Origin of the sequence: Pseudonocardia sp. NPDC049635 (assembly GCF_040659795.1) — a bacterium.
Lineage (GTDB): Bacteria > Actinomycetota > Actinomycetes > Mycobacteriales > Pseudonocardiaceae > Pseudonocardia.
Genome location: NZ_JBFAON010000008.1, coordinates 159,399 through 172,999, shown reverse-complemented (window position 1 = coordinate 172,999; position 13,601 = coordinate 159,399). Strand labels below are relative to the sequence as shown.

At 70.2% G+C, this 13,601-nt stretch carries 10 protein-coding genes and 2 tRNA genes; 11 read left to right on the top strand and 1 reads right to left on the bottom strand.

The window, feature by feature from the left end; genetic code table 11:
* Positions 1 to 315: 315 nt before the first annotated feature.
* From gyrB to AB0J24_RS12905, 8 genes are all read left to right on the top strand, one after another.
* Entirely contained in the window at positions 316 to 2,382 is a 2,067-nt protein-coding gene (gene gyrB, locus AB0J24_RS12940) for a DNA topoisomerase (ATP-hydrolyzing) subunit B (RefSeq protein ID WP_358679875.1), read from the top strand.
* A 149-nt stretch (positions 2,383 to 2,531) separates the two neighbouring features.
* Positions 2,532 to 5,042, top strand: coding sequence for a DNA gyrase subunit A (gyrA, locus tag AB0J24_RS12935; RefSeq protein ID WP_358679872.1), 2,511 nt, complete (start codon positions 2,532 to 2,534; stop codon positions 5,040 to 5,042).
* Between the two features lie 100 nt (positions 5,043 to 5,142).
* On the top strand, positions 5,143 to 5,958 hold the full coding sequence (locus AB0J24_RS12930; protein ID WP_358679870.1) for a DUF3566 domain-containing protein: 816 nt from the start codon (positions 5,143 to 5,145) through the stop codon (positions 5,956 to 5,958).
* Between the two features lie 92 nt (positions 5,959 to 6,050).
* Positions 6,051 to 6,124, top strand: a tRNA-Ile gene (locus AB0J24_RS12925).
* Between the two features lie 37 nt (positions 6,125 to 6,161).
* Entirely contained in the window at positions 6,162 to 6,272 is a 111-nt protein-coding gene (locus AB0J24_RS12920) for a DLW-39 family protein (protein ID WP_211286625.1), read from the top strand.
* Positions 6,273 to 6,307: 35 nt separating this feature from the next.
* Positions 6,308 to 6,383 (top strand) — tRNA-Ala (locus AB0J24_RS12915).
* A 1,030-nt stretch (positions 6,384 to 7,413) separates the two neighbouring features.
* On the top strand, positions 7,414 to 8,067 hold the full coding sequence (locus AB0J24_RS12910; RefSeq protein WP_358679867.1) for a DedA family protein: 654 nt from the start codon (positions 7,414 to 7,416) through the stop codon (positions 8,065 to 8,067).
* 240 nt (positions 8,068 to 8,307) lie between these two features.
* On the top strand, positions 8,308 to 9,660 hold the full coding sequence (locus AB0J24_RS12905; protein ID WP_358679864.1) for a hemolysin family protein: 1,353 nt from the start codon (positions 8,308 to 8,310) through the stop codon (positions 9,658 to 9,660).
* A gap of 87 nt (positions 9,661 to 9,747) precedes the next feature.
* Here the strand turns inward: AB0J24_RS12905 and AB0J24_RS12900 are convergent, their stop codons facing one another.
* Positions 9,748 to 10,938 carry an acyl-CoA dehydrogenase family protein gene (locus AB0J24_RS12900; RefSeq protein ID WP_358679861.1) on the bottom strand — a complete coding sequence of 397 codons (1,191 nt, stop codon included), beginning with the start codon at positions 10,936 to 10,938 and terminating at the stop codon, positions 9,748 to 9,750.
* Positions 10,939 to 11,191: 253 nt separating this feature from the next.
* Between AB0J24_RS12900 and AB0J24_RS12895 the strand changes: the two genes are divergently transcribed.
* From AB0J24_RS12895 to AB0J24_RS12885, 3 genes are all read left to right on the top strand, one after another.
* Positions 11,192 to 12,418 (top strand): acyl-CoA dehydrogenase family protein, encoded by a 1,227-nt coding sequence (locus AB0J24_RS12895; protein ID WP_358679858.1) that lies wholly within the window; start codon positions 11,192 to 11,194, stop codon positions 12,416 to 12,418.
* Between the two features lie 388 nt (positions 12,419 to 12,806).
* Positions 12,807 to 13,007, top strand: coding sequence for a cold-shock protein (locus AB0J24_RS12890; RefSeq protein WP_085914078.1), 201 nt, complete (start codon positions 12,807 to 12,809; stop codon positions 13,005 to 13,007).
* A gap of 185 nt (positions 13,008 to 13,192) precedes the next feature.
* On the top strand, positions 13,193 to 13,600 hold the full coding sequence (locus AB0J24_RS12885) for a YciI family protein (RefSeq protein WP_358679855.1): 408 nt from the start codon (positions 13,193 to 13,195) through the stop codon (positions 13,598 to 13,600).
* Position 13,601 lies beyond the last annotated feature (1 nt).

Below are 13,601 nucleotides of genomic sequence, written 5' to 3'. Positions count from 1 at the left end.
CGGGTGCGGGGCTATGTTCGGTGAGGCGCGGAGCTCACGTCGCCGGTCAGCGCGAGATGACACGCTCGCCGCACGGCTGAGCCCCGGGTACGCACGAACGACCACGCGGCGGGAGTCGTTCGCCCGTCTGTGACGGTTCTAGGCGGGTCCTGGCCACCTTTCTGTCGTGCCCGGCGGGTAGACTCGTGGGGTGTTCCCGGGTGGCTCCCCTGACATGACAGAGTGCCCGGTCGGTGGAACCGGTTCGACGGTCGTCGCGCCCCGTGGCGTCCGCAGGCCGTCGTCGGTTCACGTGGCGAGGAGAACCAGCTACTCGTGGCTCAGGACAAGGCAGCGAACAACGCCTACGGCGCGTCGTCCATCACGGTCCTCAAGGGGCTGGAGGCGGTCCGCAAGCGGCCCGGCATGTACATCGGCTCCACCGGTGAGCGGGGCCTGCACCACCTGATCTGGGAGGTGGTGGACAACTCCGTCGACGAGGCCATGGCCGGTCACGCCACGAAGGTCGTCGTGACACTGCAGGCCGACGGCGGCGTCCGGGTCGAGGACGACGGCCGCGGCATCCCGGTCGAGATGCACCCGGTGGAGAAGAAGCCGACCCTCGAGGTCGTCCTCACCAGCCTGCACGCCGGTGGCAAGTTCGACGACAAGTCGTACGCGGTCTCCGGCGGTCTGCACGGCGTGGGCGTGTCGGTCGTGAACGCGCTGTCCACCGCGCTCGACGTCGAGGTCCGCAAGGACGGCAAGATCTGGAAGCAGCACTACGACCACGCCAAGCCCGGTGAGCTGATCGAGGCCGGCACCACGAAGAAGTCCGACACCGGGACCACGATCGTCTTCTGGCCGGACCCGACGATCTTCGAGACGACCAGCTTCACGCTGGAGACGATCCGGCGCCGGCTGCAGGAGCAGACGTTCCTGAACAAGGGCCTGACCATGGTCCTGCGCGACGAGCGCAGGCCGGAGAAGCCGGCGGAGCTGCTGCCCTCGAGCGAGGCCCTCGACGAGGACGGCGACCCGGCCGAGCCGGTCGCCCAGGTCGACGTGGACACCGAGCCGGACGCCGAGGGCTACGTCGCCAAGCCCAAGGAGTACGTCTTCCACTACCCGAACGGGCTGGAGGACTTCGTCGCGCACCTGAACAAGTCCAAGGACCCGATCCACCGCAAGATCGTCGCCTACACCGGCGAGGGCCCCGGCCACCAGGTCGAGGTCGCGATGCAGTGGAACTCGGGTTACTCCGAGTCCGTCTACACCTTCGCGAACACGATCAACACGCACGAGGGCGGGACGCACGAGGAGGGCTTCCGGCACGCGCTGACGGCCACCGTCAACCGTTACGCCCGCGACAAGAAACTGATCAAGGAGAAGGACCCGGCGCTGTCCGGCGACGACATCCGCGAGGGCCTGGCGGCGATCGTCTCGGTCAAGATCTCCGAGCCGCAGTTCGAGGGCCAGACGAAGACCAAGCTGGGCAACACCGAGGTCAAGTCGTTCGTCCAGCGGGTGTCCAACGAGTGGCTCGCCGACTGGTTCGAGCGCAACCCCACCGAGGCGAAGACGATCGTCAACAAGGCGGTCTCCTCGGCCCAGGCCCGGCTCGCCGCGCGCCGGGCCCGGGAGCTGGTCCGCCGCAAGAGCGCCGGTGACATCGGCGGCCTGCCCGGCAAGCTGTCCGACTGCCGCTCCCGCGACCCGGAGAGCTGCGAGCTCTACATCGTGGAGGGTGACTCCGCCGGCGGCTCGGCGAAGGCCGGCCGCGACTCGATGCACCAGGCGATCCTGCCGATCCGCGGCAAGATCATCAACGTCGAGAAGGCGCGGATCGACCGGGTCCTCAAGAACACCGAGGTCCAGTCGATCATCACCGCGATGGGCACCGGGATCCACGACGACTTCGACCTCTCGAAGCTGCGGTACCACAAGCTCGTGCTGATGGCCGACGCCGACGTCGACGGCCAGCACATCCGGACGCTGCTGCTCACGCTGCTGTTCCGGTTCATGCGTCCGCTGATCGAGAACGGGCACGTCTTCCTGGCCGCGCCGCCGCTCTACAAGATCAAGTGGGGTGGCCGGGGCAGCGAGCCGGAGTACGCCTACTCCGACCGCGAGCGGGACGGTCTGATCGAGGCGGGCCGCGCGGCCGGCAAGAAGCTGCCGAAGGACGAGGGCGTCCAGCGGTACAAGGGTCTCGGCGAGATGAACGCCAAGGAGCTGTGGGAGACCACGATGGACCCGGCGAACCGGCTGCTCTACCAGGTCAGCCTGGACGACGCCGCCACCGCTGACGAGCTCTTCTCGGTGCTGATGGGGGAGGACGTCGAGTCCCGCCGGTCCTTCATCACCCGTAACGCCAAGGACGTGCGCTTCCTGGACGTCTGAGGCCCGGCGGTCGAGGGCCGAGGCTCGGTGCTGAGGCCCGGCGGTCGAGGGCCGAAGCTCGGTGCTGAGGCCCGGCGGTCGAGGGCCGACGAGTGACTTCCGCTCCACACGTCTGATCAAGACGCACGTATGAATTCACAGGAGACTTCGTGACGGACACGATCGACCCGGCGGCCCCGGCTTCGGGCGGCGGCGAGGGTGGTGGCCGGGTCGAACCGGTCGACATCCAGCAGGAGATGCAGCGCTCCTACATCGACTACGCGATGAGCGTGATCGTCGGGCGGGCGCTGCCGCTGGTGGAGGACGGTCTGAAGCCGGTCCACCGGCGCGTCCTCTACTCGATGGGGGAGAACGGCTTCCGGCCCGAACGGTCGTACGTCAAGTGCGCCCGTGTCGTCGGCGACGTGATGGGCAACTACCACCCGCACGGCGACTCGGCGATCTACGACGCCCTCGTGCGGCTCGCCCAGCCCTGGTCGATGCGTTACCCGCTGATCGACGGGCAGGGCAACTTCGGTTCCCGGGGCAACGACCCCGCGGCCGCGATGCGTTACACGGAGTGCCGGCTGTCGCCGCTGGCGATGGCGATGCTGCGCGACATCGAGGAAGACACGGTCGACTTCCTCGACAACTACGACGGCAAGACCCAGGAACCGGTCGTCCTGCCGTCCCGGGTGCCGAACCTGCTGATCAACGGCAGCTCCGGCATCGCGGTCGGGATGGCGACCAACATCCCGCCGCACAACCTGCGTGAGGTCGGGGACGGCATCGTCTGGTGCCTGGAGAACCCGGACGCCACCGACGACGAGCTGCTCGACGCGCTCATGGAGCGCATCAAGGGCCCGGACTTCCCGACCCACGGCCTGATCGTCGGGCGGGACGGCATCGAGTCGGCCTACCGGACCGGTCGCGGTTCCATCCGGATGCGCGCCGTCGTCGAGGTCGAGGAGGACACCAAGGGCCGGACCACGCTGGTGGTCACCGAGCTGCCCTACGTGGTGAACCCGGACAACCTCATCGAGTCGATCGCGACCATGGTGCGCGACGGCAAGATCGCCGGGATCTCCGAGATCGTCGACGAGTCCAGCGACCGCATCGGCATGCGGATCGTGATCACGCTGAAGCGGGACGCGGTCGCCAAGGTCGTGCTGAACAACCTCTACAAGCACACCCAGCTGCAGCACAGCTTCGGTGTGAACATGCTGTCGATCGTCGACGGCGTGCCGCGGACACTGCGCCTGGACCAGGTCGTCCGGCACTACGTGCGGCACCAGATCGAGGTCATCGTCCGGCGGACCCGCTACCGGCTGCGCAAGGCCGAGGAGCGGGCCCACATCCTGCGTGGTCTGGTCAAGGCGCTCGACGCGCTCGACGAGGTCATCGCCCTGATCCGGGCGTCGGAGACGGTCGACGTCGCCCGGGCCGGCCTGATCGACCTGCTCGACGTCGACGAGATCCAGGCCCAGGCGATCCTGGACATGCAGCTGCGGCGCCTCGCCGCGCTGGAGCGGCAGAAGATCATCGACGAGCTGGCCGAGATCGAGCGCGAGATCGCCGACTACCAGGACATCCTGGCCCGGCCGGAGCGCCAGCGGGCGATCGTGCGCGACGAGCTGCTCGAGATCGTCGAGAAGCACGGTGACGACCGGCGCACCCGGATCGTCGGCTACGACGGTGACGTCACCGACGAGGACCTGATCGCGGTCGAGGACGTCGTCGTCACGATCACCCGGACCGGCTACGCGAAGCGGACGAAGACCGACCTGTACCGGGCGCAGAAGCGCGGCGGCAAGGGCGTGCAGGGTGCCGCGCTGAAACAGGACGACATCGTCGCCCACTTCTTCGTCTGCTCCACGCACGACTGGATGCTGTTCTTCACCAACCGCGGACGGGTGTACCGGCTCAAGGCCTACGAGCTGCCCGAGGCGAACCGGACGGCCCGCGGTCAGCACCTGGCGAACCTGCTGGCACTGCAGCCGGACGAGGAGATCGCCCAGGTCATGCAGATCAAGGACTACCAGGCCAGGCCGTATCTGGTCCTTGCGACGAGAAACGGTCTGGTGAAGAAGTCGCGGCTCACCGACTTCGACTCCAACCGCACCGGCGGCCTGATCGGCATCAACCTGCGCGACGACGACGAGCTGGTCGGTGCCGTGCTCTGCTCGGCCGAGGACGATCTGCTGCTCGTCTCCGCGGAGGGGCAGTCCATCCGGTTCACCGCCACCGACGACGCGCTGCGCCCAATGGGCCGGGCGACGTCCGGGGTGCTGGGCATGCGCTTCAACAGCGGGGACCAGCTGCTCGCCCTCGGTGTGATCCGCCCGGACACCTACCTGCTGGTCGCCACCACCGGTGGCTACGCCAAGCGCACCCCCATCGAGGACTACCCGGTGCAGGGTCGCGGCGGGAAGGGAGTGTTGACGCTCCAGTACGACCGTCGCCGTGGCACGCTGGTCGGTGCACTCATCGTCGGGATCGACGACGAGCTGTACGCGATCACCTCCACCGGCGGGGTCATCCGGACCTCGGCCCGCGAGGTGCGGAAGGCCGGCCGGCAGACGAAGGGAGTCCGTCTGATGAACCTGGGCGAGAGTTCCACGCTGCTGGCGGTCGCCCGCAACGCGGAGGAGACCGAGGAGGACCCGGGCCAGCAGGCGTAGGCGATCGTGGGGCCGGTCGGCATGACCGGCCCCCACGTCGCCGACCGGCTCGGATCGCCTGCAGCACTGCAGCGACGACAAGCGAGGAGAGCTCCAGCTCGTGAGCACCGACGACCGCACCCCGTCGTCGCCGGACGAGGGCCGCACCGTCGCCACCGACGCGGACCAGCCCGGCGCTCCGGCAGCCGGATCCGCCCCGGCCGCCGACGGCACCCCACCGGCCGCACCGACCCCGGACGGACGGCTCACCGACGCACGGCCCGCGGACGTGGCGCCGAGCCCGGTCCCGCGGACCGAACCCGTGGCGGAGGAGCCCGCCGCGGTCGATCCGGCAGGCGCCGCCCCGCCGCCGTGGCGCCGGGTGCCGGACCCGAACGAGCAGCCGCTCGAGGCGGAGCAGCCGACCGTGGCGGACTCGCTGCTGAGCGAGGCGCCGACGGCGTTCCTCACCGCGCCCGGGGCCGGTGCCGGAGCGACCGCGACCGCTGTCCGGGAGCCGGAGCAGCGGGAGGCCGGTGGGGTCGAGGCGCCCCGCGCGTCGGTCCGTAACCGCCCGCCGCGCCAGGCGCTGCTGCAGCTCAAGCGGCTCGACCCGTGGTCGGTGCTGAAGATGGCGCTGGCGCTGGCGGTCGTGCTGTGGCTGGTGTGGATGGTCGCCGCGGGTGTGCTCTACGGCGTGCTCGGCGGGATGGGCGTGTGGGACCGGCTCAACGGCACCTACGCCGACCTGGTCACCGGGCAGGAGGAGACCGGCGGGACGCTGATCAGCGCCGGCCGGGTGTTCGGGCTCGCCGCCGTCGTCGGTGCGGTGAACAGCCTGCTGTTCGCCGTCGCCATCACGATCGTGGCCTTCGTCTACAACGTCGCCGCCGACCTCGTCGGCGGAGTCGAGGTCACCCTCTCCGAGCGCGACTGAGGGCCTGCTCCGCACGGCTTCCGGCGGGGCCCGGCTCCGGACCCCGCCGGTAACCCGCTCGACCCCGTGAGGTAGTGTTCCTCCTGTCGCAAGGGCCTATAGCTCAGTTGGTTAGAGCGCATCGCTGATAACGATGAGGTCGCTGGTTCAAATCCAGCTAGGCCCACACTTCCTGCCTCCGAAGTGCTCGTGAGGAGACGTCGATGAAGAAGCTGCTCGTTCTGGCCTTGGTGGCCGGTGCTGCGTACGTCGGCTGGTCACGGCTGCGGGGCGTCGGGTCCGACGACCTCTGGCACGAGGCGACGACTCGCTGAACCCGTCCACCGGGTACGGTGGGTCCGACCCACCCGGGGACGTAGCTCAATTGGCAGAGCACCGCCTTTGCAAGGCGGGGGTTAGGGGTTCGATTCCCCTCGTCTCCACCAGCAGGTACGCCGTTTCTCAGCTCTCTTCCTGATCGTCCTGGGTACATGCCGCGGAGCCCAGCCGGTCGGCGATGTCGTCGAGCCGGTCCGGGAACAGGGGCCAGTACAGGTCCGACGTGAGCGGTGGTCTTGTGCCCCGGCATCGTCTGGACGACCTTCACGTCCGCCCCCGAGGCGATCGCCGGTGATGCCGCTGTGTGCGGGTGGAGGTCGGCGACCCGGCACGCCGCACCGCGGGATCGGCGGCAGTCGTGCAGTGACCGCGTCCGATCCCCGGGGATGGCGCGGTCCACATGACCCCGGCCCCACTGTGACTACTGCCCGTGGTGGTGTGCGGAACCGGGCGCAGCCGGGGTTCGTTAGTTTCAGACCGACACCGAGTACGCCACGACGCATCGGAGGCAACGACCGTGGGGTTGTTCGACAGGCTGAGGCAACGTCTGGGCGGGGGTGAGCAGGCAGGCCCGCCTCCTGCTCCGCCGTCGCCCGCCCCTGCGGCCGTGCAACAGGATCCCGACCGGGCCGCGGTCGAGCGCTATCGCTGCATGTTGCGGACGGCGCCGCCGGACACGGTGGAGCAGGCACACGCCGAAGCGTTCGCGACGTTGACCCCGGAGCAGCGGCAGCGGGTGCTGGCCGAGCTGTCGGGTTCGGTCCCGGAGGCGGAGCGGGCGACCTCGAGTGATCCGCAACCGCTCACGCGGATGGTCACACGCGCGGAGATGAGCAACCCGGGCACGATGGAGCGCACGCTCGGGGGCGGACGTGGCGGCCCCGGGATGGGCAGCGTGATCGCAGGGTCGTTGCTGCCAGTGTCGCGGGCGCGTTCATCGGAACCGCTGTCGCGGACGCGTTCCTCGGCGACGCCCCGGCCGGCGGCGAGGACCTCGCCGCCGAGGAGCAGCAGGAACCTGCTGCTGAGTCGGCGCCGGAGCCGGACGGCCTGGACACCGGTGGCGGGTCCGAGGGCTTCGGAGGGGACGTCGGTGAGTTCTGACCTGCTACTCCGGATCAGTCCGGGGAGGACGCGGTGACTGACTGGGTCTTCTCGGTCATCGACGCGCTCGGTGCTGTCGGCGTCGGGCTCCTGATCTTCCTCGACAACATCATCCCGCCGATCCCGTCCGAGGCGATCCTGCCGTTGGCCGGCTATCGCGCCGCTCAGGGCGCGTTCAGCGCGGTGTCGCTCTGGCTCGGGGCGACGGTCGGTGCCGTGGCCGGGGCGTACGTGCTCTACGGGCTCGGGGCCTGGCTGGGATACGAGCGGTTGCACGAGCTCGCGGGCAAGCGCTGGTTCGTGCTGTCCAGCCAGAAGGACCTCGAACGTGGACGTGACCTGTTCGACCGCTTCGGCAACGCGTTCGTCCTCGGCAGCAGGTGTATCCCGCTGCTGCGCAGTGTGGTGTCGCTCCCGGCCGGGGTCGCGAGGATGCCCCTGGTCCGGTTCACGGTCCTGACGACCATCGGCAGCGCGATCTGGAACGCATTGCTGATCGGGCTGGGGTGGCAGCTCGGCGAGAACTGGCATGTGGTCGACCAGGCGCTCGGGCCGGTGTCCTACGCCGTCGCCGCTCTCGCGCTGGCCCTCGTCGTCGTCCTGGTCGTCCGCAAGCTGCGCGCACGGCGCGCCCTGGCCACCGTGGGCGAACCGGTGACGCGACCGATCCCACGGGTCCGACGGTGAGCACCGGGGTGAGCACCGGGGTGAGCACGGCCACGACGTAGACCCGGCCGAGCGCGCGGTTCAGGACTCTCGCGCACCCGTGCAGCGGCGCAGGAGGCCCGGATACCGTTCCGGAGCAGCCGGGCGGAGCTCATCGGGGTGCAGGCCCGCGCACCGCGGGCTCCCCACACCGCGGGCTCCCCACACCCTGGGTTGTGCCGCGTAAGCACCCGAATTCGCGCTGCTGTCAGACTTCAGCGCATGGATGTAGCGCTGAACCTGGCCCTGGTGCTGTTGTTCGTGCTGATCGGTGGCTTCTTCGCGGCGGCGGAAATCGCTCTGGTGACGCTGCGGTCCGGGCAGGTGTCGGCCATGGCCGAGCGCGGCCGGCGGGGCGCGCGTGTGGCGCGTCTGCGCAGCGACTCCAACCGGTTCCTCTCGGCCGTGCAGATCGGGGTCACCTTCGCCGGGTTCTTCGCCTCCAGCTACGGCGGCGCGACGATCGCGGTGCGGTTGGAGCCCGTACTCGCCGGGTGGGGTCTGCCGGTGGCGATCGCGTCGGCGGCGGCACTGATCCTGGTGACTGCGCTGGTGTCGTACCTGTCGCTGGTCGTGGGCGAGCTGGTCCCGAAGCGGCTCGCCCTCCAGCGGCCCGAGATGGTCGCCCAGGCCACGGCGGGGACACTCGACCGGCTCGCCACGGTGACCCGGCCACTGATCTGGTTGCTGTCGCGCTCGACCAACGCCGTGGTCCGACTGCTCGGCATCGACCCCCGAACCCCCGGTGACCAGGTCAGCGAGGAGGAACTGCGGGACATGGTCCGCACCGCCGACGGCCTGCACCCCGAGGAGCGACGCCTGCTCACCGACGCCTTCACCGCGACGGACCGGGTGGTCCGTGAGGTGATGGTGCCGCGCACCGAGGTCAACTTCCTCAACGCGACCACACCGCTGCACGAGGCGACCGCGCAGGTCCTGGACCGGCCCCACTCCCGCTATCCGGTCATCGCCGACACCGTCGACGACGTCGTCGGCGTCGTTCATGTGCGCGACATCCTCAGCAGCCACCACACCGGCAACGCCGACGCGCGCACCGTGGGCGAGCTGGCCCGGCCGGTGACCATGCTGCCGGGCAGCAAGTCGGTGCTCGGCGCACTGAGCGAGATGCGTCGCGGCGGTGGTCACCTCGCGGTGGTCGTGGACGAGTACGGCGGCACCGACGGAATCGTCACCGTCGAGGACCTCGTCGAAGAGATCGTCGGTGAGATCCGTGACGAGTACGACCCCAGTACCGCCCCGTCGCGGCAGAGCACCGACGGCGGTTTCGACGCCGACGGCCTCCTGCACCGCGACGAGGTCGAGGAACAGACCGGGGTCGTGCTCCCCGACGGCCCCTTCGAGAGCCTCGGTGGATTCGTCATGCACGAGCTGGGGCGGGTCCCGGTCGTCGGTGACACCGTCGACGCGCTGGGTCACCGGTTCGTCGTGACGGCCACCGACGGGCACCGCATCGCACAGGTCCACATCACGCCGTACGACGATGCCCGGTCCGGGGCGGCGGCACCCGACGAGCGCAGCCGGTCGGCGGGCGAGTCCGCCTCCCCGGAGAACTGAACCCGGGCCCGGTCGACGCCGGCGGTGGCCCGTCGCACGGGCGGCGGGTGGGCAGCTCGCTGAACGCCCCGACACCCGGGACGGTCGTCACCGGGTCGCCTGCCGGACCAGCCCGCCGCCGATGATCAGTCGCTGGATCTCGCTGGTGCCCTCGTAGAGGCGCAGCAGCCGCACGTCCCGGTAGATCCGCTCCACCGGGATCTCGCGCATGTAACCGGCGCCGCCGTGGACCTGTACGGCCAGGTCGGCGACCCTGCCGACCATCTCGGTGCAGAACAGCTTCGCCGCCGACGGCGCGATCCGGCGGTCCGTGCCGTCGACGTAGGCGCGGGCGGCGTCGCGCACCATCGCCCGGCCGGCCATCACCCCGGTCGCCATGTCCGCGAGGTGGGCCTGGACCAGCTGGAAGTCGCCGATCCGTCGCCCGCCCTGGGTGCTCTGCGCGGCATGGGCCACGGACTCGTCGAGGGCGCGCTGCGCGGTGCCGACCGACAGGGCTGCGATGTGCACCCGGCCGCGGGCCAGCGACGTCATGGCGGCCCGGTACCCGGCGGCCGGGTCGGTGCCGACGAGAGCCTCGGCCGGGACCCGGACACCGTCGAGGTGCACGTCCGCGGTCTGCGAACCCTCCTGGCCCATCTTGGCGTCCTTCGGGCCGACGGTGACCCCGGGCGCGTCGGCCGGCACCAGGAACACGGCGATCCCGGGATTGCCGGGCCCCGGTTCGGTGTAGCGGGCGAAGACGACGAACAGATGGGCCGACGGGGCGTTGGTGATGTACTGCTTCTGCCCGTCGATGATCCAGTCCGCGTCGTCACCATCGCCGTCGCGGCGGGCACGGGTCCGCAGCCCGGCCGGGTTGGACCCGGCGCCCGGCTCGGTCAGCGCGAACGAGGCGACCACCTCACCGGAGGCGATCCGCGCGAGCCACTCCCGCTTCTGGGCGTCGGTGCCGAACCCCACCAGCACCTGCCCGGCGATGCCGTTGTTCGTGCCGAACATCGAGCGCAGCGACAGCGTCGTGTAGCCGAACTCCTGGGCGAGCTCGACGTCCTGGGTCAGGTCGAGGCCGATCCCGCCCCACTCGGCGGGGATCGCGTACCCGAACAATCCCATCTCCGCGGCCGCCGACCGCAGGTCGTCCGGGATCCGGTCGGTCCGCATGATCTCGTTCTCACGTGGCACGACAGCGGTGCGGACGAACTCACGGACCTGCCGCCGGATGAGCTCGAAGTCCTCGGCGGTCACGTCGGCGGTCGACAGCGATGTCTGGGGCATGTCGTGATGGTCGGCCGAAATCGATCACATGTCCACGAGCGGCGCCGGCCGCCCGCCGGGCCGGGCCGTGGTGCGCCTCGTCGGACCACCGGCGGCGGCTGTCCTCGATCGCCGGGTCCGGACGCGGACGAGTGGCTGCGCACCGTCGGGCCCGTCACCATCGGGCCAGGACATCCGCGGCCGTCCGGCAGGCTCTCGGCACGACGCTCGTGCGGGCGGACCGACGGCCGACCGCGCCCACCTGGAGACTCCGATGCCGCTACGCTCCTCGCTGCCCGTCCCGACGCTCGACCTGGATCCGGACGCACCGCACGTCGCCGACTTCTACCACTACGGTGATCTGCTGTCCGCCGACGAGCACGCCGCCCTGCGCCGGCTGCGCGCGTTCCTGGCGACCGACGTCGCCCCGGTGGTCGAGCGGGCCTGGGCGGCCGCCGAGTTCCCGATGCAGCTGGTGACGGGCTTCGCCGGGCTGGACCTGGCCGGGGCCGCCTACACCGACCCGCCGGCCGGCCGGGTGTTCCTCGGTTTCCTGCACGCCGAGATCGCCCGCATCGACCCGTCGGTGAACAGCTTCTTCGGTGTGCACGCCGGGCTCGCGATGGGGTCGATCTCCGCCTGCGGGACCGCGGAGCAGCGGGAGCGCTGGCTGCCGGCGATGGCGCGGATGGAGCAGATCGGCGCGTTCGGGCTGACCGAACCGCACGGTGGCTCCGACGTCGCCGGTGGCATGGAGACGACCGCCACCCGCGACGGCGACGAATGGGTGCTCGACGGGGAGAAGCGCTGGATCGGCAACGCCACGTTCGCCGACCTGATCGTGATCTGGGCGCGCGACACCGATCCCGGCGCCGACGGTGCCGTGCGCGGCTTCGTCGTGCCCGGCAGCACGCCCGGCCTGACCGTGGAGAAGATCGAGGGCAAGCAGTCGCTGCGGATCGTGCAGAACGCCGACATCGTGCTCGACCGGGTACGGGTGCCCGAGTCGCACCGGCTGTCCGGCGGGCGCGGCACGTTCGCCGACGCCGGTGCGGTGCTGCGACGCACCCGGGCCAACGCCTGCTGGGGCGCGGTCGGCACCCAGATGGCGGCCTACGAGCTGGCGCTGTCGTACGCGAAGCAGCGCGAGCAGTTCGGCCGGCCGATCGCCAGCTTCCAGATGATGCAGGACCTGCTCGTCACGATGCTCGGCAACGTCACCGCCTCGCTCGGCATGGCCGTCCGCTGCGCACAGCTGATCGACGAGGACAGGGGGACCGACGCGCACTCGGCGCTGGCCAAGGAGTTCTGCGCGAGCCGGATGCGGGAGACGGTGGCGATGTCCCGGCAGCTGGTGGGTGGCAACGGGATCGTGCTGTCCAACGGGATCGCGCGCTACTTCGCCGACGCCGAGGCGCTGTACTCGTTCGAGGGCACCCGGGAGATGAACACGCTGATCGTCGGCAAGGCCGTCACGGGGCACAGCGCCTTCGTGCGCTGACCGCCCGGCCCGGTCGGCCCCGGTCGGCACTGTGGTGTACATCACCAGAGCCCGGGCGGGCGATCGGCACGGGCGGATGACTGCAGGTCGATCGCCGGTCAGGTGCCCCGGTCCACACACGACAGGGCTGCCCGGCCCGGCCCACGGTGACCGCCCGCGGCCTCCCCGGGTGATCGTTGTTGGTCGCACGGTCGGTCGCGTGTAGCGTGATGATCGGTCACCGTAAGTTCTGAAGTTCGTTTCTCTGAGCGCGCTCGCGGGATGATGCGGGTGGATTCGCTGTCTGTGGTGTAGCTCTGGCTGGCTGCCGTCTGGGAATCGCAGTGACCCGGGCAGCCGCATGACGTGGTTGTTCCGTCGACAAGCTATGCAACAAGGAGTCATCCCCATGGCCACCGGTACCGTCAAGTGGTTCAACGCCGAAAAGGGCTTCGGATTCATCGCCCCCGATGACGGCGGCGCCGACGTCTTCGTGCACTACTCGGCGATCGACGCCTCGGGCTTCCGTGAGCTCTCCGAGAACCAGGCCGTGACCTACGAGGTCACCCAGGGCGCCAAGGGCCCGCAGGCCTCGAACGTCACCATCTGACGTTCCTCGACACACGACGGCGGTGGCATCTCTCCTCGGAGGGGTGCCACCGCCGTCGTCGTTCCCGGCCGTGTGATGCAGGTCATACTTCTGTAGGTGTCCGGGCCGTCGAGAACGCGCAACCGGCTCCGTCCCCGCCGTGAACGTGACCAGAATGGGTCACGACCGCACCGAGGAGAGCCACCATGGCCAAGTACCTGCTGCTCAAGCACTACCGCGGAGCCCCGGCATCGGTGAACGACGTCCCGATGGAGAAGTGGACCCCGCAGGAGATCACCGACCACGTGCAGTACATGCAGGACTTCGCGAACCGGCTGGAGACGACCGGTGAGTACGTCGACGGGCAGGCGCTCGCCCCCGAGGGCACCTTCGTCCGGTACGACGGTGCGGGCCGTCCCCCGGTCACCGACGGGCCGTTCGCCGAGACCAAGGACCTGATCGCGGGCTGGATGGTGATCGACGTCGACAGCTACGAGCGGGCGGTGGAGCTCGCCGGGGAGCTGTCGGCGGCGCCCGGCGCCGGTGGGAAGCCGATCCACGAGTGGCTGGAGCTGCGCCCGTTCCTGACCGGGCCGCCGGCGATCGAGGAGTGAC